The organism is Streptomyces griseorubiginosus (assembly GCF_017614965.1).
GTDB classification, from domain to species: Bacteria; Actinomycetota; Actinomycetes; order Streptomycetales; family Streptomycetaceae; genus Streptomyces; species Streptomyces griseorubiginosus_B.
Window position 1 is genome coordinate 1 of record NZ_WVUG01000129.1, and the last position, 23501, is coordinate 23501.

21 protein-coding genes and 1 pseudogene are annotated in these 23501 nt (G+C 71.9%); 16 read left to right on the plus strand and 6 right to left on the minus strand.

The features are described from left to right. Positions 1–4: 4 nt before the first annotated feature. Positions 5–547, minus strand: coding sequence for a hypothetical protein (locus tag GRC12_RS23445; protein ID WP_133044847.1), 543 nt, complete (start codon positions 545–547; stop codon positions 5–7). A 309-nt stretch (positions 548–856) separates the two neighbouring features. On the opposite strand from GRC12_RS23445, the gene fmt reads away from it, so the two are divergent. Continuing rightward, positions 857–1789: a methionyl-tRNA formyltransferase gene (gene fmt, locus GRC12_RS23450; protein WP_208781332.1), complete on the plus strand. Its 933-nt coding sequence runs from the start codon at positions 857–859 to the stop codon at positions 1787–1789. A 98-nt stretch (positions 1790–1887) separates the two neighbouring features. Beyond that, positions 1888–3297 (plus strand): RsmB/NOP family class I SAM-dependent RNA methyltransferase, encoded by a 1410-nt coding sequence (locus GRC12_RS23455; RefSeq protein WP_208781333.1) that lies wholly within the window; start codon positions 1888–1890, stop codon positions 3295–3297. On the opposite strand, the gene GRC12_RS23460 is transcribed toward GRC12_RS23455, so the two are convergent. Continuing rightward, positions 3278–5437, minus strand: coding sequence for an MMPL family transporter (locus GRC12_RS23460; RefSeq protein ID WP_244373654.1), 2160 nt, complete (start codon positions 5435–5437; stop codon positions 3278–3280). The two genes, GRC12_RS23455 and GRC12_RS23460, sit on opposite strands and share 20 nt — an antisense overlap. Positions 5438–5571: 134 nt before the next feature. Between GRC12_RS23460 and rpe the strand changes: the two genes are divergently transcribed. From rpe to GRC12_RS23510, 10 genes are all read left to right on the plus strand, one after another. Beyond that, the gene (gene rpe, locus GRC12_RS23465) at positions 5572–6258 is read left to right on the plus strand and encodes a ribulose-phosphate 3-epimerase (protein ID WP_208781335.1); all 687 of its coding nucleotides are present in this window, start codon (positions 5572–5574) and stop codon (positions 6256–6258) included. An 88-nt stretch (positions 6259–6346) separates the two neighbouring features. Next, positions 6347–7390: a sugar-binding transcriptional regulator gene (locus tag GRC12_RS23470; RefSeq protein WP_133044842.1), complete on the plus strand. Its 1044-nt coding sequence runs from the start codon at positions 6347–6349 to the stop codon at positions 7388–7390. 38 nt (positions 7391–7428) lie between these two features. After that, positions 7429–7800: a ribonuclease domain-containing protein gene (locus tag GRC12_RS23475; protein WP_208781336.1), complete on the plus strand. Its 372-nt coding sequence runs from the start codon at positions 7429–7431 to the stop codon at positions 7798–7800. Then, positions 7797–8123, plus strand: coding sequence for a barstar family protein (locus GRC12_RS23480; RefSeq protein ID WP_208781337.1), 327 nt, complete (start codon positions 7797–7799; stop codon positions 8121–8123). Before GRC12_RS23475 ends, GRC12_RS23480 begins: the two co-directional genes overlap by 4 nt. Before the next feature lie 107 nt (positions 8124–8230). Continuing rightward, positions 8231–9673: a GuaB1 family IMP dehydrogenase-related protein gene (locus GRC12_RS23485; RefSeq protein ID WP_208781338.1), complete on the plus strand. Its 1443-nt coding sequence runs from the start codon at positions 8231–8233 to the stop codon at positions 9671–9673. Between the two features lie 297 nt (positions 9674–9970). Further along, positions 9971–11437, plus strand: a complete 1467-nt coding sequence (locus tag GRC12_RS23490; protein ID WP_208781339.1) for an amino acid permease — start codon at positions 9971–9973, stop codon at positions 11435–11437. 10 nt (positions 11438–11447) lie between these two features. Continuing rightward, positions 11448–11900 (plus strand): Lrp/AsnC family transcriptional regulator, encoded by a 453-nt coding sequence (locus GRC12_RS23495; protein ID WP_133044837.1) that lies wholly within the window; start codon positions 11448–11450, stop codon positions 11898–11900. 83 nt (positions 11901–11983) lie between these two features. After that, the gene (locus tag GRC12_RS23500; protein ID WP_208781347.1) at positions 11984–13126 is read left to right on the plus strand and encodes an MFS transporter; all 1143 of its coding nucleotides are present in this window, start codon (positions 11984–11986) and stop codon (positions 13124–13126) included. 270 nt (positions 13127–13396) lie between these two features. After that, positions 13397–14185, plus strand: coding sequence for a carbon-nitrogen hydrolase family protein (locus tag GRC12_RS23505; RefSeq protein WP_208781340.1), 789 nt, complete (start codon positions 13397–13399; stop codon positions 14183–14185). Positions 14186–14226: 41 nt separating this feature from the next. Further along, positions 14227–15930, plus strand: a complete 1704-nt coding sequence (locus tag GRC12_RS23510) for a flavin monoamine oxidase family protein (protein WP_208781341.1) — start codon at positions 14227–14229, stop codon at positions 15928–15930. Here GRC12_RS23510 and GRC12_RS23515 read toward each other — a convergent pair. Next, positions 15927–16859 (minus strand): LLM class F420-dependent oxidoreductase, encoded by a 933-nt coding sequence (locus GRC12_RS23515; RefSeq protein WP_208781342.1) that lies wholly within the window; start codon positions 16857–16859, stop codon positions 15927–15929. The two genes, GRC12_RS23510 and GRC12_RS23515, sit on opposite strands and share 4 nt — an antisense overlap. A gap of 34 nt (positions 16860–16893) precedes the next feature. Continuing rightward, entirely contained in the window at positions 16894–17580 is a 687-nt protein-coding gene (locus GRC12_RS23520) for a DUF5995 family protein (RefSeq protein WP_208781343.1), read from the minus strand. 175 nt (positions 17581–17755) lie between these two features. On the opposite strand from GRC12_RS23520, the gene GRC12_RS23525 reads away from it, so the two are divergent. Then, positions 17756–18865, plus strand: coding sequence for a glycoside hydrolase family 6 protein (locus GRC12_RS23525; RefSeq protein WP_208781348.1), 1110 nt, complete (start codon positions 17756–17758; stop codon positions 18863–18865). A gap of 167 nt (positions 18866–19032) precedes the next feature. Here GRC12_RS23525 and GRC12_RS23530 read toward each other — a convergent pair. Beyond that, positions 19033–19302 (minus strand): annotated as a pseudogene (locus GRC12_RS23530) (solute carrier family 23 protein); the annotation flags it as partial. Positions 19303–19441: 139 nt separating this feature from the next. Here GRC12_RS23530 and GRC12_RS23535 point away from each other — a divergent pair. After that, a complete protein-coding gene (locus tag GRC12_RS23535; protein WP_208781344.1) occupies positions 19442–20701 on the plus strand; it encodes an alginate lyase family protein in 1260 nt (419 codons plus the stop codon). A gap of 88 nt (positions 20702–20789) precedes the next feature. Continuing rightward, positions 20790–21248, plus strand: a complete 459-nt coding sequence (locus GRC12_RS23540; protein WP_208781345.1) for an acyl-CoA thioesterase — start codon at positions 20790–20792, stop codon at positions 21246–21248. Here GRC12_RS23540 and GRC12_RS23545 read toward each other — a convergent pair. Then, the gene (locus tag GRC12_RS23545) at positions 21208–22419 is read right to left on the minus strand and encodes an MFS transporter (RefSeq protein ID WP_208781346.1); all 1212 of its coding nucleotides are present in this window, start codon (positions 22417–22419) and stop codon (positions 21208–21210) included. The genes GRC12_RS23540 and GRC12_RS23545 overlap by 41 nt on opposite strands. 141 nt (positions 22420–22560) lie before the next feature. Here GRC12_RS23545 and GRC12_RS23550 point away from each other — a divergent pair. Next, a partial coding sequence (locus tag GRC12_RS23550) for an ROK family transcriptional regulator (RefSeq protein WP_244373656.1) occupies positions 22561–23501 on the plus strand: 941 nt, incomplete at its 3' end.

The window sequence follows — 23501 nt, forward strand, 5'->3', positions numbered from 1 at the left end:
GGGCTCAGCCGTTGCGGGGGCCGGGGAAAGCGGTTGGCCTGGTCTCCTCGCGGAGGACGGGGCTGCCCGCCGTCGGCTGGGTCGGCATCGAGCGGGCCGCGGGGACCGTCGGCACCGAGGGGATGCCGGTGCCGACGTTGACCGTCCGGGTGCCCGACGGCTCGGTCGCGCGCTCCGCCTCGGCGGCCGCCTGGGCCGCGGCCCGGCGCGCGCCGTAACGCCGGTGCACCGCCTGCTTGGTGACGCCCAGCGCGGAACCCACCGCGTCCCACGAGAAGCCGAGGGAGCGGTCGAAGTCGACCGCCGCCGTGACCAGGGTCTCGACACTGTCCCGCAGCTCCTGGGCGAGACGGACCGTCGGCGCGGGCGCGCGTCCGTAGACGACGAAGCCCGTGGACGGGCCGGAGCGGCGCGGGCGGTAGACGTTGCCCAACTGGGCGGTGAGCGTGCGCAGTGCGTCCACCTGCCGGCGGACCCGCTCGATGTCCCGCACCAGCAAGTGCAGGCTGGCCCGAGCCTGGGCGTCGTGGGTTGCGTGGTCGGCCATGAACAAGCCTCTCGAACCGGCGTGAAAGGGATCGGGCAGCGCGAATGCGGCCCTTGTGGTCAACTCTTTCTTGACCAACGCGGATTCGCTCCGCTGGTCACGCACAGGGGGCGTGAGGGCATATGCGCGCGCCCTGTGGAGGGAGGGCACGCGGTGGGGACGGTGTGCGGTGGACGCGTCGGGCGTGTTCCCGTGACGGCCGACGGTCCGTCGGCAGACGCCGTCGGCGGCTTACCCGTCGCTCCCGTCGAGGTCATAGACTTGTGCGTCGCCCGCAACCGTCGCCGTCCGAGAGGCCCGTAGCCACCCATGAAGCTCGTCTTCGCCGGGACCCCCGAGGTCGCCGTACCCGCTCTGGACGCTCTGATCGCCTCCGGGCGGCACGAGGTGGCCGCCGTCGTCACGCGGCCGGACGCCCCGGCGGGGCGCGGGCGTCGGCTCGTCGCGTCCCCCGTGGCGCAGCGGGCGGAGGAGGCCGGCATCGAGGTGCTGAAGCCGCTCAAGCCGAGGGACCCGGAGTTCCTGGAGCGGCTGCGGGAGATCGCGCCGGACTGCTGTCCCGTCGTCGCGTACGGGGCGCTGCTGCCGCGCGTCGCCCTGGACGTCCCGGCGCACGGCTGGGTCAACCTGCACTTCTCGCTGCTGCCCGCCTGGCGGGGGGCCGCGCCGGTGCAGCACTCCATCATGGCGGGCGACGAGATCACGGGAGCGTCGACCTTCCTCATCGAGGAGGGGCTCGACTCCGGGCCCGTCTACGGCACCGTGACCGAGGAGATCCGGCCCACCGACACCAGCGGCGACCTGCTCACCCGCCTCGCCTTCGCGGGCGCCGGGCTGCTCGCGGCGACCATGGACGGCATCGAGGACGGCGCCCTCAAGGCCGTGCCGCAGCCCTCCGAGGGCGTCACCCTCGCACCGAAGATCACCGTCGAGGACGCCCGGGTGGACTGGGCCGCACCGGCGCTCCGGGTCGACCGGGTCGTGCGCGGCTGCACCCCCGCCCCCGGCGCCTGGACGACCTTCCGCGGTGAGCGGCTGAAGCTGATCCAGGTCACGCCCGTCCCCGAGCGGACCGACCTGGCGCCGGGGCAGCTCGCCGTCGGCAAGAACAGCGTCCACGTGGGCACCGGTTCGTACGGCGTGGAGCTGCTGTGGGTGCAGGCGCAGGGGAAGAAGCCGATGCGGGCGGCTGACTGGGCGCGTGGTGTGCGGATCGGTGACAGGGAGAGTCTCGGCCGCTGAGGCCGACGTACCCTTGGGGCATATCGCCTGATCCCACGGGCGTATCCCCCTGATCCCGCAGGCGCATCGCCCGATCCCGCATCCGGAGCACCTTTTTCGTGAGCGACCAGCACCGTCGACCCGGCAAGCCCTACCGCAGGCCCAAGAAGGACCCCGTCCGCATCCTCGCCTTCGAGGCGCTGAGGGCCGTGGACGAGCGGGACGCCTACGCCAACCTCGTACTGCCGCCGCTGCTGCGGAAGGCGCGGGAGAAGGGCGACTTCGACGGGCGCGACGCGGCGCTGGCGACCGAGCTGGTGTACGGGACACTGCGCCGGCAGGGGACGTACGACGCGATCATCGCCTCCTGTGTCGACCGGCCGCTGCGTGAGGTCGACCCGCCGGTCCTGGACGTGCTGAGCCTCGGTGCGCACCAGCTGCTCGGGACGCGCATCCCGAGTCACGCGGCGGTGTCCGCCTCCGTCGAGCTCGCCCGTGTCGTCCTCGGCGACGGGCGGGCCAAGTTCGTCAACGCCGTTCTCCGCAAGGTTGCTCAGGACGATCTCGACGGATGGCTGGCGAAGATCGCGCCGCCCTACGACGAGGACCCCGAGGACCATCTGGCCGTGGTGCACTCGCACCCCCGCTGGGTCGTCTCGGCGCTGTGGGACTCCCTCGGCGGCGGGCGCGCCGGCATCGAGGAGTTGCTGGCCGCCGACAACGAACGGCCCGAGGTGACGCTCGTGGCCCGTCCAGGGCGCGCCACCACCGATGAACTGCTCGCCGAGGAGTCCGCCGTCCCGGGACGCTGGTCGCCGTTCGCCGTGCGGCTGGCCGAGGGCGGGGAGCCCGGGGCCATCCAGGCCGTACGGGACGGGCGGGCCGGCGTGCAGGACGAGGGCAGCCAGCTCGTCGCGCTCGCGCTCGCGGGCGCGCCCCTCGACGGGCCGGACGAGAAGTGGCTCGACGGGTGTGCCGGACCCGGCGGCAAGGCCGCGCTGCTCGCCGCGCTCGCCGCCGAACGCGGGGCCGTGCTGCTCGCCTCCGAGAAGCAGCCGCACCGGGCGGGCCTGGTGGCCAGGGCGTTGCACGGCAACCCCGGTCCCTACCAGGTCATCGCCGCCGACGGCACCCGACCGCCGTGGCGGCCCGGCTCCTTCGACCGGGTCCTGGTCGACGTGCCCTGCACCGGACTCGGCGCCCTGCGCCGGCGGCCCGAGGCGCGGTGGCGGCGCCGCCCCGAGGACCTGGACGGATTCGGCCCGCTCCAGCGCGGCCTGCTGAAGAGCGCGCTGGAGGCCGTAAGGGTCGGGGGAGTCGTCGGCTACGCCACCTGCTCTCCCCACCTCGCCGAGACCCGGGCCGTCGTCGACGACCTGCTCAAGCAGCACCCGGAGACCGAACTCCTCGACGCCCGGCCCCTGTTGCCGGGCGTGCCGGACCTCGGCGAGGGTCCGGACGTACAGCTGTGGCCGCATCTGCACGGGACCGACGCCATGTATCTGGCGCTCATTCGGAGGATTGGCTGACCTTCGCGCCGACCGCCTCCGGAGCCGGTGTCCCGCCGTCCTCGTGCGCCAGGTGGTGCGGCCACCACACCTTCTTGCCCACGTCCAGGAAGAGCGACGTCACCAGCACGGAGCGCACCACGAACGTGTCCAGCAGGACGCCGAGGGCGACCGCGAAGCCGATCTCCGCGAAGCCGACCATCGGCAGGGTGCCCAGCGCGGCGAAGGTGCCGGCGAGCACCAGTCCCGCGGACGTGATCACCGCGCCGGTCGCGGCCAGGCCCGTGACCACGCCGGGGCGGGTGCCCTGGCGGATGGCCTCCTCGCGGATACGGGTGGTCAGGAAGATGTTGTAGTCGATGCCGAGGGCCACCAGGAACACGAAGACGAACAGAGGGAAGGACACGTCCTCGCCCGCGTAGTCGAAGACGTGACGGAAGGCGAGGGCGCTCAGGCCCAGCGCGCTCGCCAGCGACAGGCACACCGTCGCGACCAGCAGGAGCGGGGCCACGAGGGCGCGCAGCAGCACGCCGAGCACCAGCAGCACGACGGCCAGGACGAGCGGGATGACCAGATAGTTGTCGTGGGTCTGGGCGTTCTCCATGTCCAGCAGGGCGGCCGTACCGCCGCCAACCTTCGCGTCGGCGCCGGGCACGGCGTGCACCGCGTCCCGTACCCGCTGCACGGTCGCCTTGGCCGCGTCGCTGTCGGAGGGGGCGCGCATGGTCGCCTCGAACAGCACCTGCCCGTCGTGCTCGGGCGCGGTGCCCGGCGGTACGCCGATGCTCTGCGGCACCACCCCGCGGTCCGCGGCGACGGCACGGCCCACCGCGACGGCCTGGGCCTTGTCGGAGACGATCACGAGCGGGTCGCCGGTGCCCGCCGGGAAGTACCGCGCCGACACCTTCTGCCCCACGATCGAGTCGGGCGTGTTGGTGAATGCGTCCGCGTTGGCGATACCCGCCGCGCGCAGCTGGAACAGCCCCAGGGACAGGACGACCAGTACCCCGGCCGTGATGCCCCAGACCATGCGGGGACGGCGGGCGAAACGGCGGCCCATGCGGGCCCAGACGCCGCGCTCGACCGGATCGGCCGAGCCCTCGTGCGGGATGGCCGGCCAGAAGATCCAGCGGCCGAAGACCAGCAGCAGGGCGGGGAAGAGCGTCAGCATGGCCAGCAGGGCGACCATCACGCCGATGGCCGCCACCGGCCCCAGGCCCCGGGTCGAGTTCATCTCGGCGACCAGAAGGACCAGCATGCTGAGCACCACCGTCGCCCCGGAGGCGAGCACCGCCGGGCCCGCCCGGTTCATGGCGAGCTCCATCGCCTCGTGCCGGTCCGTGTGCCGGCGCAGCTCCTCCCGGTAGCGGGCGACCAGCAGCAGCGCGTAGTCGGTGCCCGCGCCGAAGACGAGGACCGTCAGGATGCCGGCGCTCTGGCCGTTGACGGTCAGGCCGGCGTGTTTGGCCAGCACGTAGATCAGCGCCTGCGCCGTGAACAGGGCCACCACCACCCCGACCAGGGGCACGAACAACAGGGTCGGGCTGCGGTACGTGAACAGCAGGATCACGATCACGATCGCCATCGCGGAGAACAGCAGCGTCGAGTCGATGCCCTCGAAGGCCTTGGAGAAGTCGGCGGACGTGCCGCCGGGTCCGGTGATGTGCACCGCCAGCCCGTCGCCGCCCCTGCCGACCTGGTCGCGGATCGAGTCGACCGCGGGCGCGATGCGCTGCCAGCCCTGCGCGTCCATCGTGATCGGCACGTAGATCTGGGCGGCACGCGGGGCCGTCGTACGGTCGTAGACGGGACCGCGCGTCTCGGCGCCGCGGATGCCGTGGTCGTGCAGGGTCCTGAGCTGCCGGGCGTCCTCGGCGATCTGCCGCCGGTCCTGGACCGTCAGTCCGCTCGCGCGCGCGTAGACGACGACCGCGGGGATCTGCTCCGGCCTGAAGTGCTCGGAAGCGTTCAGGACCTGGGTGGACTCGGCGGTGCCGGGCAGCCAGGACTGGGCGTCGTTGTCCTGGGCGCTGTTGAGCTTGGAGCCGAACGGCGCCGCGATCACCAGGACCACCAGCCACAGGATCACGATCAGCCACTTGGAACGCCGTCCGCAGACGAACCGGATGGTGTTCCGCTTCCATGCGTCCAGATGCCTCATGGCGACCCCCGTGGACGTACGCGGTGCCGGTGAGCGGCCCAGCATGGCACGCTGCGCCCGCGCACAACATCCGATGAACGGCTTAGGTCCGGACCGGCGCGAACAAACGTGCCCGGACATGGCAGGCTTGGGTCATGGCCGCGCAGATCAACCCCAGCATCCTGTCCGCCGACTTCGCCCGCCTCGCCGACGAGGCGAAGGCGGTCGACGGAGCCGACTGGCTCCACGTAGACGTCATGGACAACCATTTCGTCCCGAACCTCACGCTCGGTGTGCCGGTCGTAGAGTCCCTGGCCCGTGCGACGGACACCCCGCTGGACTGCCATCTGATGATCGAGGCCCCCGATCGGTGGGCGCCCCAGTACGTCGAAGCGGGTGCCGGTTCCGTCACCTTCCACGTCGAGGCGGCCACCGCTCCGGTGCGGCTGGCCCGGGAGATCCGGGCCAAGGGCGCCCGTGCCTCCATGGCGCTGCGGCCCGCGACGCCCATCGAGCCGTACGAGGACCTGCTGCCGGAGCTGGACATGCTGCTGATCATGACGGTCGAGCCGGGCTTCGGCGGGCAGGCGTTCCTCGACATCATGCTCCCGAAGATCCGGCGCACCCGCGAGTTGATCAGCAAGCACGGCCTCGAGCTGTGGCTGCAGGTCGACGGCGGGGTCTCGGAGTCCACCATCGAGCGCTGCGCGGACGCCGGCGCGGACGTCTTCGTGGCCGGTTCCGCGGTGTACGGGGCCGAGGACCCTGCCGAGGCGGTCCGTGCCCTGCGCGCGCAGGCGCAGGCGGCCACGGCCAAGGCGTCCTGGGCATGCAACCACTGAGCCACAGGTCGGTGAACAGACGTGAACGGCGCCCATCAGGGCGGATCAAGTACGCCGAATCTGCAAGGATGAACGGCGAGTCCAGAGTGTGAACAGCAGTGAGGAGATCGCCGTGTCGGGTATGTCGGCGGGCCGGTCAGCAGTGCGGATGGGACCCGCTGAGCTGGTGCAGGCGGCGGCCATGGCCCGCCGCTTCTACCTCGAGGGCAAGTCCAAGATCCAGATCGCGGAGGAGTTCGGCGTCAGCCGCTTCAAGGTGGCCCGGGTACTGGAGACGGCCCTCGAACGGGACCTCGTGCGCATCGAGATCCGCGTCCCGGCCGAGCTGGACGCTGAGCGCTCGGACGCGCTGCGCGCCCGCTACGGCCTCAGGCACGCCGTCGTCGTCGAGTCCCCGGCCGAGGCCGAGGACTCACCCGACCCGGAGAACCTCGGTGAGGTGGCCGCCGACCTGCTCGGCGAGCTCGTCAACGAGGGCGATGTGCTCGGCCTCGCCTGGGGCCGCTCCACCATCCACATGGCCGCGGCCCTGGACAAGCTGCCGCCGTGCACCGTGGTGCAGCTGACGGGCGTGTACGACGCCGGGACCGCCGAGCGCGGCTCGGTGGAGGCCGTGCGCCGGGCTGCCCAGGTCTCCGGCGGCGACGCCCACCCGATCTACGCGCCGATGCTGCTGCCGGACGCGGCCACCGCGGCCGCGCTGCGCAACCAGACCGGGATCGCGCGCGCCTTCGAGTACTTCGACAAGGTCACCGTCGCCTGTGTCTCCATCGGCTCCTGGGAGCCCGGGATCTCCACGGTGCACGACATGCTCAGCGACGAGGAGCGCGCGCACTACGCCTCCCTCGGTGTCGCCGCGGAGATGTCCGCGCACCTCTTCGACGCCGAGGGGCGCCGGGTCGGACGGGACCTGGGGGAGCGGTGCATCACCGTCAAGACGGACCAGCTGCGCCGTATCCCCGAGGTCGTCGCGATCGCGGGCGGGGCGCGCAAGGCCGCCGCGATCGACGCGGTGCTGAGGTCGGGGCTGGTCACCAGCCTGGTGACGGACACGTCGGCGGCGGACGTCCTGATGACGGCCGGCCCGACACCGCGCTCGGCGCTCAACCGGGCGGACCCGGACGGCCCCTGACGGACGGTCGAGGGGACGGCCCGTGGCAGCATCAGCTCATGCTGCTCCGGTCCGTCCCCCGCTTGCTTCTGTGCCTGCTGGTCCTCGTGGCCGGGTGCTCCGCCACCGGTTCCGGGCCGGGGCGGTCCGACGGCACGGCGACCGTCGGGGTCGCCCGACTCCCCGCCGAGGCACGGCAGACGCTCGCCCTCATCGACCGGGGCGGCCCCTTCCCGTACGCCCGTGACGGTGTCGTCTTCGGCAACTTCGAGGGGCTGCTGCCCCGGCACGAGCGCGGCTACTACCACGAGTACACGGTGCCGACGCCCGGCTCGCGCGACCGCGGCGCCCGGCGCCTCGTCACCGGGCGGGGCGGCGACATCTACTACACCGACGATCACTACAAGTCGTTCAGGGCGGTACGCAGATGACACAGCTGACGGTCACGCTGGACCTCGACGGGGTCACGGACAAGGCGGGCCTGATGGACCGGTGCGCCCGGGACCTGCGGCTGCCGGAGTACTTCGGCCGCAACTGGGACGCGCTGGCCGACGTCCTCTCCGACCCGGGTGCGTGGCCCGAGGAGGCGGCCGGAAAGGGGCTGCTGGTCGTCGTGCACAACTGGCGCCCGTACGCCGAGGCCCGTCCCGACGAGTGGGACACCGCGCTCGACGTGTTCGCGCACGCCTCGGCCGCCACAGTGGCCCTGGCCCTTGGAGGTTCCTCCGAAGGCGCCTCTGACCTGCCTGGATGATTCGCCCGGGCAGTGCATTCAGGTCGGCATGGGACAATGAAGTACGTGCTCTTCCCCCTGGCTGACCTGTCCGGGGGCCACCTCTGATCGACTGGGATGTGCAGCACGTGCGTTTCCTCAACGACATCCAGCCCCCGTACGACCTGACGTACGACGACGTCTTCATGGTCCCGAGTCGCAGCGCCGTCGGCTCACGGCAGGGTGTGGACCTCAGCTCCCCGGACGGCACGGGCACCACGATCCCGCTGGTCGTCGCCAACATGACCGCCATCGCCGGCCGCCGGATGGCCGAGACGGTGGCCCGGCGCGGCGGACTGGTGGTCATCCCGCAGGACATTCCGATCGAGGTCGTCACCGAGGTCGTCTCCTGGGTGAAGAGCCGGCACCTCGTCCTGGACACCCCGATCGTCCTCACCCCGCACCAGACGGTCGCCGACGCCCTCTCCCTGCTGCCCAAGCGGGCGCACAACGCCGGGGTCGTCGTCGACGAGGAGCACCGTCCGGTCGGTGTGGTCACCGACCGGGACCTGACCGGGGTGGACCGCTTCACGCAGCTCGAGGTCGTGATGTCCAAGGACCTGGTGCTGCTCGACGCCGACATCGACCCGCGCGAGGCCTTCAACCGCCTCGACGGGGCCAACCGCCGCTACGCGCCCGCCGTCGACAAGGAGGGCCGCCTCGCCGGCATCCTCACCCGCAAGGGCGCCCTGCGCGCCACGCTGTACACGCCGGCCGTCGACGCGAACGGCAGGCTGCGCATCGCCGCCGCCGTCGGCATCAACGGTGATGTCGCGGGCAAGGCCAAGCAGTTGCTGGACGCGGGCGTCGACACGCTCGTCATCGACACCGCGCACGGCCACCAGGAGTCGATGATCGGCGCGATCAAGGTGGTACGGGCCCTGGACCCGCAGGTCCCGATCGTGGCCGGCAACATCGTCGCCGCGGAGGGCGTCAGGGATCTCATCGAAGCCGGCGCCGACATCATCAAGGTCGGTGTCGGGCCCGGCGCCATGTGCACCACCCGCATGATGACCGGCGTCGGCCGGCCGCAGTTCTCCGCCGTCCTGGAGTGCGCCGCCGAGGCGCGGAAGTACGGCAAGCACGTGTGGGCCGACGGCGGGGTCCGGCACCCGCGTGACGTGGCGATGGCGCTGGCCGCCGGTGCGTCGAACGTCATGATCGGTTCGTGGTTCGCGGGCACCTACGAGTCCCCGGGCGACCTGCAGCAGGACGCGAACGGGCGCCTCTACAAGGAGTCGTTCGGCATGGCATCGGCCCGCGCCGTCCGCAACCGCACCTCCGAGGAGTCGGCCTACGACCGGGCCCGCAAGGCGCTGTTCGAGGAGGGCATCTCCACCTCCCGGATGTTCCTCGACCCGGCCCGCCCCGGCGTCGAGGACCTGATCGACTCGATCATCGCGGGCGTCCGCTCCTCCTGCACCTACGCCGGCGCCGGCTCCCTGGAGGAGTTCGCCGAGAAGGCGGTCGTCGGAATCCAGAGCGCCGCCGGCTACGCCGAGGGCAAGCCCCTGCACGCCAGCTGGAACTGAGCCAAGTCCGTTGTCCTGGGCCCCCGTTGAAAATCGGGCATGCCGCCCGCTTCGCACGACAGGGGTGGGCGAGAGCAGCTGCCCCGTCCCGTGGCGCAACGAATGGGCATGCGACCGCGATGAACGCAAGGAACTTGCGCGAGTGCGCAAGGTTGCTGCATTTCGTCTGCGAAGGGGCTGCCCGTAGGGTCATGCGCTGTACGTGGCGTGGCGGGGACCCCGCTCGGTGGGTCCCCGCAGGCGCGGGGGTGCCGCCGGTCCCCGCCGCCCGAACCGCCGTGACGAAGGAGTCAGCGCGTGCTGGACCAAGGCGCACCCCCGCGAAAGCGCACCCCGTCGGCCTCACCGTCCCCGGGCCTCGGTGCGCGTCTCATGCGGCGCAAGCCGGTGGAACGCCTCGTCGCGGAGGGCGGCCAGGGTGAGGGAGGGAGCCTGAGGCGCTCCCTCGGACTGTGGCAGCTGACCATGATCAGCATCGGTGCCACCCTCGGCACCGGCATCTTCGTGGTGCTGGGCGAGGCCGTCCCCAAGGCCGGTCCGGCCGTCACCCTGTCCTTCGTGATCGCCGGGCTCACCGCCCTCTTCTCGGCCCTCTCCTACGCCGAGCTGGCCGGCACCATCCCGGTCTCCGGCTCCTCGTACTCGTACGCATACGCAACGATGGGCGAGCTGATCGCCTGGATCTGCGGCTGGTGCCTGGTCCTCGAGTACGGCGTGTCCGTGGCCGCCGTCGCCGTCGGCTGGGGCGAGTACCTCAACGAACTGCTCGACGGGACGATCGGCGTCACGATCCCGGACGCCCTGTCGGCCCCGCCCGGAGACGGCGGCGTCTTCAATCTGCCCGCACTGATCGTCGTCCTGCTGGCCATGGCGTTCCTGCTGGGCGGTGCCCGTGAGTCGGCCCGCGCCAACACCGTCATGGTGTGTGTGAAGATCGCCGCGCTGGTGCTGTTCTGCGCCATCGGCATCCAGGGCTTCCGGTCCGGGAACTACGCGCACTTCATGCCGCTGGGCATGGCGGGCGTGAGCGCCGCCGGAGCCACGCTGTTCTTCTCCTACATCGGCTTCGACGCCGCCTCCACCGCCGGCGAGGAGGCCAAGGACGCCCAGCGCGACCTGCCTCGCGCCATCATGCTGTCGCTGGTCGTCGTCACCGCGCTGTACGTGCTCGTCGCGGCCGTCGCCGTCGGTGCCAAGCCCTGGCGGCGGTTCAACGACTCCGAGGCCGCGCTCGCCCAGATCATGCGCGAGGTCACCGGTCAGACCTTCTGGGGCACCCTGCTCGCCGCCTGCGCGGTCATCGCCATCGCCAGCGTGGTGCTGACCGTCCTCTACGGCCAGACCCGCATCCTCTTCGCGATGTCCCGCGACGGACTCGTGCCCAAGGTCTTCGCCAAGGTCCACCCGAAGACCGGCGCCCCCCGCGCCAACACGGTGATCGTGTCGCTGTTCTGCGGCGTCCTCGCGGCCGCGATCCCGCTCGGCCAGCTCGCCGACGCCACCAGCATCGGCACGCTGTTCGCCTTCGCGCTGGTCAACATAGCCGTCGTCGTACTGCGCCGGACCCGCCCGGGGATGCACCGCACCTTCCGCGTCCCGCTCTCGCCGGTGCTGCCCGCGCTCGGCTTCGCGTTCTGCGTCTGGATGATGGGCAGTCTGTCCACCGTCACCTGGGTCGTCTTCGGTGTCTGGATGGCCGTCGGGCTCGTGGTCTACTTCGGGTACGGCCATCGCCGCTCCCGTCTGGCAACACCGGAAAGCTGATCCACTCACCGTGCTGAACGATCTCGACGAACGCATCGTGCACGCCCTCGCCGAGGACGCCCGCCGCTCCTACGCGGACATCGGGCAGATCGTGGGCCTCTCCGCCCCCGCCGTGAAGCGGCGGGTGGACCGGCTGCGGGCCACGGGCGCCATCACCGGTTTCACCGTCCGGGTGGACCCCTCGGCCCTGGGCTGGGAGACCGAGGGGTTCGTCGAGATCTACTGCCGGCACAACACCTCGCCGGAGACCATCCGGCGAGGTCTGGAGCGGTACCAGGAGGTCGTCGCCGCCTCCACCGTCACCGGCGACGCGGACGCCATCGTGCAGGTCTTCGCCTCCGACATGCGGCACTTCGAGCGTGTGCTGGAGCGGATCGCCGGGGAGCCGTTCGTGGAGCGCACCAAGTCCGTCCTGGTGCTGTCGCCGCTGCTGCGCCGCTTCTCGTCGGGCTCGCCCGGGTAATACGGGGGACCAAGCCGCCCGGCCCGCCTACCATCGGTGGCATGACCTGGCGACATTGATCCTCCACCGCCGGCGCCCGCCGGATCACCACGACGCTGTACGGCTACGCGTTCCTGGACGACTTCGTCCTGCTCTACCCGGTGTACGCGCTGCTGTTCAGCGACACCGGCCTGTCCGTCTGGCAGATCTCCTCGCTCTTCGTCATCTGGTCGGTGACCGGAGTCGTCCTGGAGGTGCCCTCCGGTGCCTGGGCCGACGCGGTCTCCCGGCGCCTGCTGCTGGTCCTCGGTCCGCTGCTGACCGCCGTCGGCTTCGCCCTGTGGGTGCTCCTGCCCTCTTACTGGGCGTTCGCCCTCGGCTTCGTGCTGTGGGGCGCCCGGGGAGCCCTGGTCTCCGGCGCGCTGGAGGCGCTCGTCTACGAGGAGCTGGAGCGGCTCGGTGAGGGCGAGCGGTACGCGCGTGTGATGGGCCGGTCCCGTGCGGCGGGGCTGGTCGCGGTGATGGCCGCGATGGGTCTGGCCGGGCCGGTCCTCGCCTGGGGCGGCTTCGCGGCCGTGGGCGCGGCGAGCGTGCTGGCCTGCCTGGCGAGCGCCGTCGTGGGGAGCCGGTTCCCGGAACACCGGGCGGCCGCGGAGGGCGAGGCCGAGGGCTGGGTCGCGACCCTCAGGAGCGGCTTCTCGGAGGTCCGGCGCGAGCGCTCGCTGCGCGGGGCGATCCTCCTCGTCCCCGTCGTGACCGCCGTGTGGGGAGCGCTGGACGAGTACACGCCTCTGCTGGTGCGCGAGACCGGTGTGTCCGAGGCGCGCGTGCCCTGTCTGCTCCTGCTGGTCTGGGCGGGCGCCACGGCCGGCAGCCTGCTCGCGGGGCGCTGCGAACGGCTGGGGAGGAGAGGCCTCGCCCTGCTGCTCGGGGGAGCGGCCGTCGCCCTCGCGGCGGGCGCCGCGGCCGGGACGCCGGTCGCCCTCGGCCTGGTGGCCCTCGCCTTCGGCGGCTTCCAGCTGGCGACGGTCCTCGCCGACGTCCGCCTCCAGCAGCGCATCGACGACACCGGACGGGCCACCCTCACCTCGGTCGCCGGCCTCGGCACGGAACTGCTCACCGTCGCCGTGTACGCCGGATACGCGGCAACGGCCACGCGTACCGACCACGCCACCACCTTCGCCCTGTTCGCCCTGCCCTACCTGCTGACGGCACTCGTCCTGACGATCCGCGCCCGCGAGCGGTAGCGCCCGGCGCGCAACGAATCGTCGTACGAGCGCTTCCGGGCGGCGCGTCCAGAGCACGCTCGAACGTGACGTCGCGCGGTCGCCCATCGGTCGACGACCCTGCTGGGGCGACAGGCCCGCGCACCGGGCGCGCAACGAATCGTCGTCGGACGGCTGTCGTACGCAATGAACCGCTCACCGGCGCGCAACGGCTTCTTCTTGCTGGTCGTGGCGCCGCGACCGTACCTTCTAGGTGACCCTCAAAAGCATCCGCACCGGTGAGGAACCCGCATGCGCACCGCCCTGCTCCAGAGCTCCGGACGTCCCGGATCCGTCGCCGAGAACCTCAAGGTCCTCGACGCGGCCGCGGGCCGTGCCGCCGCCGCGGGGGCCGCGCTGCTGGCCGCGCCGGAGATGTTCCTGACCGGCTACGCGATCGGCGACGACATCGCGCGCCTCGCCGAGCCGGCCGACGGCGAGTCCGCCGACGCGGTCGCCGAGATGGCCGCCCGGCACGGCATCTCCCTCGTCTACGGCTACCCGGAGCGGGACGGCGAGACCGTCCACAACTCCGCGCAGCTGATCTCCGCCGACGGCACCCGGCTCGCGAACTACCGCAAGACCCACCTCTTCGGCCCCGCCGAGCGCGAGCACTTCACCCCCGGCGAGCAGTCGCTCGTCCAGGCCCGGCTCGGCGGCCTGACCGTGGGCCTGATGATCTGCTACGACGTCGAGTTCCCGGAGAACGCCCGCGCCCACGCCCTGGCCGGCACCGACCTGCTCGTCGTGCCGACGGCGAACATGCACCCCTTCCAGTTCGTCGCAGAGGCCATGGTCCCGGTGCGCGCCTGGGAGAACCAGATGTACGTCGCCTACGTCAACCGGGTCGGCCCGGAGGGCGAGTTCGAGTTCTTCGGACTGTCCGCCCTCGCCGGCCCCGACGGCATCGCCCGCACCCGCGCCGGCCGCGGCGAGGAACTGGTCGTCGCCGACGTCGACCCCGCCTTCCTCGCCGCCTCCCGCGAGGCCAACCCGTACCTGAAGGACCGCCGCCCCGGTCTGTACGGGTCCCTGGTCTGAAGCACCCCCAACGCCCTGTCTGTGCAAGGAGTCCGTACCCCATGACGTCCACCGTGCCCAACGCCGTCGAGCATGCGGACGAGCAGCAGCTGCCGCCGATCACCATGTTCGGCCCGGACTTCCCGTACGCCTACGACGACTTCCTCGCCCACCCGGCGGGCCTCGGCCAGATACCGGCGACCGCCCACGGCACCGAGGTCGCGGTCATCGGCGGCGGACTGTCGGGCATCGTGGCCGCTTACGAGCTGATGAAGATGGGCCTGAAGCCGGTCGTGTACGAGGCCGACCGGATCGGCGGACGGCTGCGGACCGTCGGCTTCGACGGCCAGGGCACCGAGGGCCTGACCGCCGAGATGGGCGCGATGCGCTTCCCGCCCTCCTCCACCGCCCTCCAGCACTACATCGACCTGGTGGGCCTGGAGACCCGGCCCTTCCCCAACCCCCTTGCCGAGGCGACCCCTTCGACCGTCGTCGACCTCAAGGGCGAGTCCCACTACGCCGAGACGATCGACGACCTGCCGCAGGTCTACCGCGATGTCGCCGCCGCCTGGAACAAGTGCCTCGAAGAGGGCGCCGACTTCTCCGACATGAACCGGGCGATGCGCGAGCGCGACGTGCCGCGCATCCGCGAGATCTGGGCGCGGCTCGTCGAGAAGCTCGACAACCAGACCTTCTACGGCTTCCTCTGCGACTCCGAGGCGTTCAGGTCGTTCCGGCACCGGGAGATCTTCGGCCAGGTCGGCTTCGGCACCGGCGGCTGGGACACCGACTTCCCCAACTCCATCCTGGAGATCCTGCGGGTCGTCTACACCGAGGCCGACGACCACCACCGGGGCATCGTCGGCGGCTCCCAGCAGCTGCCGCTGCGCCTGTGGGAGCGCGAGCCGGAGAAGATCGTCCACTGGCCCTACGGCACCTCGCTCAAGTCCCTGCACGTCAACGGCGAGCCCCGCCCCGCCGTGACCCGGCTGCACCGGGCGGCCGGCAACCGGATCACCGTGACCGACGCGGGCGGCGACATCCGCACCTACAAGGCGGCGATCTTCACCGCCCAGTCCTGGATGCTGCTGTCGAAGATCGCCTGCGACGACTCGCTCTTCCCGATCGACCACTGGACCGCCATCGAGCGCACCCACTACATGGAGTCCAGCAAGCTCTTCGTGCCCGTGGACCGGCCGTTCTGGCTGGACAAGGACGAGGAGACCGGCCGGGACGTCATGTCGATGACGCTCACCGACCGCATGACGCGCGGGACCTACCTCCTGGACGACGGTCCGGACCGGCCGGCGGTCATCTGCCTGTCGTACACCTGGTGCGACGACAGTCTGAAGTGGCTGCCGCTGTCCGCGAACGAGCGGATGGAGGTCATGCTGAAGTCGTTGTCGGAGATCTATCCGAAGGTCGACATCCGGGGGCACATCATCGGCAACCCGGTGACCGTGTCCTGGGAGAACGAGCCCTATTTCATGGGCGCGTTCAAGGCCAACCTGCCTGGCCACTACCGCTATCAGCGGCGCCTGTTCACGCACTTCATGCAGGACCGGCTGCCCGAGGACAAGCGGGGCATCTTCCTCGCCGGAGACGACATCTCGTGGACGGCGGGCTGGGCGGAGGGCGCCATCCAGACCGCGCTGAACGCGGTCTGGGGCGTCATGCACCATCTGGGCGGCGAGACCGACGCGGCCAACCCGGGCCCGGGCGACGTGTACGACGAGATCGCGCCGGTCGAACTGCCGGAGGACTAGACACCGGCCGCGCGGACCGCCTCGTACACCTCGGCGGCCAGGTCCTTGAGCTCCTCGGCGTCCCGGGCGGTGCCCTGGAAGTCGAAGAAGAACGCGTCCAGGCCACTGCGCTCGGCGTGCACCGCCAGATCGTCGACGATCTGCGCGGTGCTGCCCTGGAACGGGGAGCGGTCCGCGCCGTCGTGGCCCTTGGGGTCGTGCGAGGCGTTGATCCGCACCCAGGTCTCGATCGGTGCGCTGCGGCCGCGCTCGGCCGCCAGGTCCTGCACCTGCCGCCACTGCGCGGCCAGTCGGTCCGCGCCCATGGCGATGGGCATCCAGCCGTCGGCGCGGTCGACGAGCCGGGTCATCGCCTTCCTGCTGTTGGTGGGCAGCAGGACCGGGATCGGACGGGCGGGCTTGGGGCCCACCACCGCCGAGGCGATCCGGGTGATCCGGCCCTCGTAGGTCACCGGGTCCGGACCCCACACGGCCCGGCACACGTCGATGATCTCGTTCAGGACCCGGCCCCGCTCCTCGAAGGGCGCCACGCCGGCGGCCGCGTACTCGTCCAGTGACCAGCCCGTGCCGAACCCCGCCAGCACCCGGCCGCCGCTCGCGGCGTCCAGGGTGGCCAGCGACTTGGCCAGCTGGAAGGGGTTGTGCAGCGGGGCGACCAGGATGCTGGTGCCCAGTCCGGCCCGCTCGGTCGCCGCGGCGGCCAGGGTCAGCGTCACCAGAGGGTCCGGAACCCCGCGGTACAGGTCGGGCCACGCCAGCCCGTCGATGCCGTACAGACCCTGGGTCGCGGGTTCGGGGAACAGGGCCCGCTCGTAGACCCACAGGCTCTCGTAGCCGATCCGCTCGGCGGTGCGGGCCACGTCGGGCACGTCGCGTCCGATGTCGTACTGCTGTGCTTGCGGGAGGCTCAGTCCCAGCCGGACGGCCATGCGTGCGCTCCTTCGCGTCGGTTCAACGGGCAACCTAATCCGGCAGCGGGGTGAGCAGTATGCGGCACGCGAATCCGACGGCCGTATCCAGCCGTTCGGTGAATTCCTCGGCCACGTCCGGGAGTCGGCGCAGCGCCCACAGGGCCCGCGCGGTGGTCCAGGTGGCGTCGCGGGCGCGCTCCAGGCTCCAGGAGCCGAGCAGGTGGGTCAGCGGGTCGGCGATCTGGAGCAGGTCGGGGCCCGGCATCAGATCCTCGCGGATGCGCTCCTCCAGCGAGACGAGGAGGTCGCCCACGCGGTCGAACTCATCCTCCAGATCGGCCGGTTCGCAGCCGAGGCTACGACAGGTGTCCACGACGGCCAGCGCCAGGTCGTGGCCGATGTGCGCGTTGATGCCCGCCAGCGCGAACTGCAGGGGACGTACGCCGGGATGACGGCGGAACTGGAACAGGGGGCGCCAGCAGGCGGGCGGGCGGCGGTCGTCCGCCACGGCCTCCACGGCCGCGAGGTAGCGCTCCGCGAACCGCACGTCCAGCGTGATCGCCGCCCGTGGGTCGGAGAACACGCCCCGGTCGATGTGCCGGTCGACGGACTCCGTGACGGCGAGGTAGACGCGGTTGAAGACGGCCAGGCCGTCCCGCTCGGGCAGGCTCGCGTCCAGGGCGCGCATACGGGAGACGACCGTGTCTACGGATGTGGTGAAGTGTTCCAATTGCGCCATGGGGGAAGGGTCCCAGTCCTAGGCTGACGTGAGCGCCGCCGGGCCCGGTGCTTCCCCGGAACGGGGGAACGCGCTCGCGGCGGGGGGAGGGAGGAGCGAGGCCGTGTCAGGCTTGCGTGCCCGGCGTCTGGCGGCCCGCAGGGCCGAGCGCCGGCGTGCCGCCCGGCGGGGTGCCATGGTCACCCTCGCAGCCGTCGTGGTCGCCGTCGGTACCACGACCGGCATCGTGTCCGCCCTCGACGACGGGCGGGGCGCGGGCACCGAGGCGGCGAAACCGGAGGTGACCGGATCGCCTACGCCGGACCAGGTGTCCGCGACACCGAGGATCACCAAGTCCCCGTCGCCCGTCCGGAGTTCATCGAGGACAAGCAGCCCGGCGCCCACCAGGACGAAGGAGAGCCCGCGACCGCCGACGGTGTCCGCCCGTCTCTACCTGTACCCCGGCTCCGAGGTCCTCGAGTGGGTCCGCGCCCACCCCGGCGACCCGCGCACCCCGCTCATCGACTCCCGGATCGCCGACGAACCGGCGGCCGTGTGGTTCACCGACCCCACACCCGCGACCATCGCCTCCCGCGTCCGCGCGGTCACCTCGGGAGCCGCCGCGCAGGACCGGGTGCCGGTCCTCGTGGCGTACGCGATACCCGACCGCGACTGCGGCGGCGCCTCCCAGGGCGGGGCGCCGGACCTCGCCGCCTACGACGCGTGGATCGACTCCTTCGCGACCGGTCTCGGCCGGGGCGAGGTCATCGTCGTCCTGGAGCCCGACTCGATCGCCCAGTCCGACTGCCTCTCCGGAAGCGAACGCACCGCCCGCTTCGCCTCCCTGGCCCGCGCAGGCCGCGTCCTGAAGGACGCCGACCCGAAGGCCCGCGTGTACTACGACGCCGGGCACTCCGGCTGGAACCCGGCCGACAAACAGGCCGACCTGCTGAGACAGGCGGGAGCCGCCTCCCCCGACTCCTCCGACGGAATCTTCAGCAACGTCTCCAACTTCCGCACCACGGCCGACGAGATCGCCTACGACCGTACGGTCCTCGCCGACCTGGGCGGCCCCGCCGGCCTCGGCGCCGTCATCGACACCAGCCGCAACGGCAACGGCGCACCGCCCGACGGACAGTGGTGCGATCCGGCGGGCCGCGGGATCGGGCGGGCGCCGACGCTCAGCACCGGCGAGGCGCGCATCGACGCCTATCTGTGGGTGAAGCTGCCGGGGGAGTCGGACGGGTGCAAGGGGGCGCCGGGGACGTTCAGTCCGTCGTACGCCTACGACTTGGCCTCGTCGTAGGAGGACGTGCCCTCGTCCAAGAGCGGCTCCTGCGACGTGAGGTGGGGCGGGGCGAAGGCGCGCAGCGGGTGGTGGCCGGTGATGCCCGGGATCGCGGCCACGACCGCGCCGAACTTGGGAACAGAGGCCGAACAGGCGGGCGAAGCCGGCGACGAGGAGCGCGCCGGTGACAGCGAGCAGCCCAGGTAGGTCGGCACCCGGCCCCGCGTCGCCAGCAGGAAGATCACGGTGGCGACGCCCGACATCATGATCGCGAGGTTGGGGTCCAGGCCCATCAGCACCGGCGCCACGAAGGACGCGCCGAACATCGCGACCACGTGCTGGGCGCCGAGCCCGACGGTGCGTGGCCAGGAGAGCCGCTCGTCGGGCCGTACCACCGCTCCGGGCGCGGGCGTCCGCCCGTCTCCGTGCAGTTTCCAGCGCACGCCGAGGTCCATGGGGCGGATTCGCTTTCTCTGTACATGAAGTCCTGTCCGGACCATTGTCACGGCTACCTCAGGGTTCTACGCTCGCACGGTCCTACTCATGAACCACGTTCACATTCCTGATCGTCCGTTCGATGGATCGGAGTGCTTGATGAGTGGAAGATCCCGCGCGGCCGTGCTGCTCGCCGCCGTGGTGACCATCGGAGCCGCCCTCGTCCCCTCCGCACACGCGAGCCCCAAGGCCCCCGACACCGCCGTCCTCGACGGCGGCCGACTGCAGCAGACGAAAGCCCGCCTCGACCGCGGTGATCCCCAACTGCGCCGGGAACTGCGGACCTTGACGGCCCGCGCCGACACCTGGCTGAACCAGGGTCCGTGGACGGTCGTCGACAAACCCAAGCCCGCCCCCGGCGGCGACGTCCACGACTACCTCAGCCAGGCCCCCTACTGGTGGCCCACCACGACCCCGACCGCCGACAATCCCTGGGGCTGCCCGTACGTTCAGCGGGACGGACAGCGCAACCCCGAGGTCGACAGCGGCACCGACCGCCAGGACGTCGAGAAGGTCTTCGACTCGACGTACGACCTCTCGCTCGCCTGGTACTACACCGGCAGGCGGGTGTACGCCGAGAAGGCCGCGCAGGTCCTGCGCACCTGGTTCCTGGACCCGGCCACCCGGATGAACCCGAACCTGAACCACGCCCAGTTCATCCCGTGCAAGTACGACGGACGCGCCATCGGCATCATCGACTTCTCGCAGTCGTACACCAGCGTCCTGGACGCCCAGGCTCTCCTCGCCACCGGGGCGCCGGGCTGGAGCGCCAAGGACCGCGCCGCGATGGGCAAGTGGAACGCCGACTTCCTCGGCTGGCTGAAGAACAGCGCCTTCGGCAAGGACGAGGGCGCCGCCGCCAACAACCACGGCACCTTCTACGACATGCAGCTCGCCGCCCTCGCGTACGCCACCGGCGACCGGGCGCTGGCCCGGAAGACCGTTCTGGACGCGCGCGCCAGACGCATCGATCCGCAGATCGCCGCCGACGGCAGCCAGCCGCAGGAGCTGGCCCGCACCCGCAGCTGGCACTACTCGACCTTCGACCTGGTCGCCTACACCCGGCTCGCGGCGATCGGCCGGCACGTCGGCGTGAATCTGTGGGCTTATCACGGGCCAGACGGTCAGGGTGTCCTGAAGGCCGTGGACTTCCTGCTGCCCACCGCGACCGGGTCCGCCACCTGGCCGTACCCGGAGCTGGAGTTCCACCGCTACGCGGCGAGCGACGTCGTGCACGCGGCGGCGGACGCGGGGGACAAGGCTGCTCAAAGGGCCGTCGCGAAACTGGAGGCGCCCCCCGGCGGTGACCTCTGGGAGCTGCGTCCGGCAGCCGAGCAACTGGACTCCATAGCGGGCTGACCAGGCCCGTCCCGACCGGGGCTCCTGAGCGTCCGCTTAGGATGGAGTGTCCCCACCGCTTCACCCTTGACGCTCAGGAGCCCCACCCGTGACCGCCGAAGCCCCGATCGCGCCCGCCCTGTCCCACGGCCGGCTGATCCCCGTCACCGTCCACTTCGACGACCTCGACGCGCTCGGCCTCCTCCACAACGCCCGCTACCCGCTGATGGTGGAGCGCGCCTGGGCCGAGCTGTGGCAGGAGCACGGCATCCACTTCGCCGGCGACTGGGCGGCGGCCGGCGACGCCTGCAACGCCGTCAAGGAACTCCGCGTCAGTTACGAGGCCCCGGTCACCCGGCCCGGCACCTACGCCGTCCACCTCTGGCTGGAGCGGCTCGGCACCACCGGCCTGACCTACGGCTTCCGGTTCTGCTCCGAGGACGGCGCGGTCACCTACGCACAGGGCACCCGGGTCCTGGTCCGGCTGGACCCCGGGACGATGCGCCCCGCGCCGTGGAGCGACGCCTTCAGGGCCGCGGGTCGGGAACTGCTGCACTCGGCGGACTGACCTTCGGCCGGTTGCGCTCGCCGGTCCTGAGCACCCCGGCGAAGGCCGCGAGACCGCCGGCCAGCACGGTCACCAGCACGAACGACACCACCAGGCTCGTCGCCTGCGCCACCCCGCCGATCAGGCCGGGCGCGATCAGGCCCGAGGTGTAGGTGATGGTCGCGACGCCCGCGATCGCCTGACTCGGATTCGGGCCGCTGTGCCCGGCCGCCGCGAAGCACAGCGGTACGACGACGGCGATGCCGAGCCCGAGCAGCGCGAAGCCGCCCATCGCCACGACCGGTTCGCCCGCGACGACGATCAGCAGGCCGCCGAGGACGGCAAGGACACCGCCGGCCCGCACGGTGCGCACCGCGCCGAAACGGTTGACCACCGCGTCGCCCACCAGTCGCGCCACCGCCATGGTGAGCATGAATCCGGTCGTGCACGCCGCCGCGAGCGCCGCCGAGGTGTCCAGCTGGTCGCGCAGGAACACCGCCGACCAGTCCAGGCTCGCGCCCTCCGCGAACACCGCGCAGAAACCGACGGCGCCGATGAGCAGGGCGGACCTGGGCGGCAGCGCGAACCTCGGCGGGGGCTCCTCGTCCTCGGCGGGCTGCAGGTCGAGCACCCAGGTGCAGGACAGCAGCCCGAGTGCGGTGAGGGTCGCCGCAGCGAGCGCGAAGTGGACACGGGCGTCCGCGCCGAGGTGCGCGGCGAGCGTGCCGCCCGCCGAGCCGATCAGGGCGCCCGCACTCCACATGCCGTGCAGACCGGACATGATCGACTTGTCGAGACGGTGCTCGATCTCGACGCCCAGCGCGTTCATGGCGACGTCGGCCATGCCCGCGCTCGCGCCGTAGACGAACATCGCCAGGCACAGCGTGAGCAGGTTCGGGGCCAGCGCCGGCAGGATCAGGGACAGGGTCCACATCGCGATCAGCCCGCGCAGGGCCGTACGGCTGCCGAAGCGGTGGCTGATGCGCCCGGCCAGCGGCATGGCGCAGGACGCGCCGAACGCGGTGAAGGCGAGCGCGAAGCCCAGCTCGCCCGCGCTGAGGTGGGCGTGCTCCTGGACCCAGGGAACGCGGGTGGCGAACGAACCGGTGACGGCGCCGTGCACGGTGAACACAGCGGCCACGGCGTACCGGGCCCGCCTCACCTCGTGCCGGTCGTAGACCACGTCACTCATTCTCGGCCCTCCCGTCGCCGCTCCGGTCCCGCTCGCGGCGGATAAACTATCAGGAACCCTGCCTGATAAATAGGGGATTACTGGCCGTACGGGACCCCGGGCCTCGCGCCCGGCCGTCCCGCGATCTGGAAGGATCCCGGCATGCCCGCATCCCCGAGCACCGCCCGGGCCATCAACGACCGGCTCGCCCTGCGTCTGCTCCAGCAGGAAGGCCCGCTGACGGCGGGGCGGTTGAAGCAGCTGACCGGACTCTCCCGGCCGACGGTCGCCGACCTCGTCGAGCGCCTCACCGCGTCCGGGCTGATCACCGTGGTCGGCGAGGCGGGCGAGGTGCGGCGCGGGCCGAACGCGAAGCTGTACGGCATCGTCGCCGACCGCGCGCACCTCGCGGCCCTGGACGTCCGCACGGAGGGCGTCTCCGTGGTCGTGTCCGACCTGGTGGGGCGGGTGCTCGCGGAGGCGTCGGTGCCGATCGGGGGTGACACGGGGACGGGGCCGGCGGTGGAGCAGACGGTCGCGCTGGTGGAGCGGGTGGCCAAGGAGGCGGGGGCGGACCGGCTGCACACCGTCGGCATCGGCGCGCCGGGCCTGATCGACCCCGCCACGGGGGAACTGCGTGACTCGACAGGCCTGCCGGAATGGCACCGCCGCCTGGTCGCCGCCCTTCAGGAACGGCTCCCCGAGGCCCGCGTCAGCATCGAGAACGAGACCAACCTGGCGGCGCTGGCCGAACAGCGCGACGGCGCCGCCCGGGACCGCGACACCTTCGTCCTGCTCTGGCTCAGCCATGGAACGGGCGCCGCCGTGGTCCTGGACGGGAAGCTGCGCCGGGGCGCCTCCGGAGGCACGGGCGAGATCGGCTTCCTGCCGGTCCCGGGAACGACGGGACTGCCGTCGGCGACGGACTGCGAGGGCGGTTTCCATTCGCTGGCGGGGGCTGCTGCGATCGGCAGGCTGGCGACGGAGCGGGGGATACCGGCCGGCGGCGATGACTCCGTCGGCGAGGGTACGGACGGGGCAACGGCGGCGGCGCTGGTCCGGGTCGCAGTGGCCGCCGTCCGGGAGGGTGCCGGGGGCGGAGG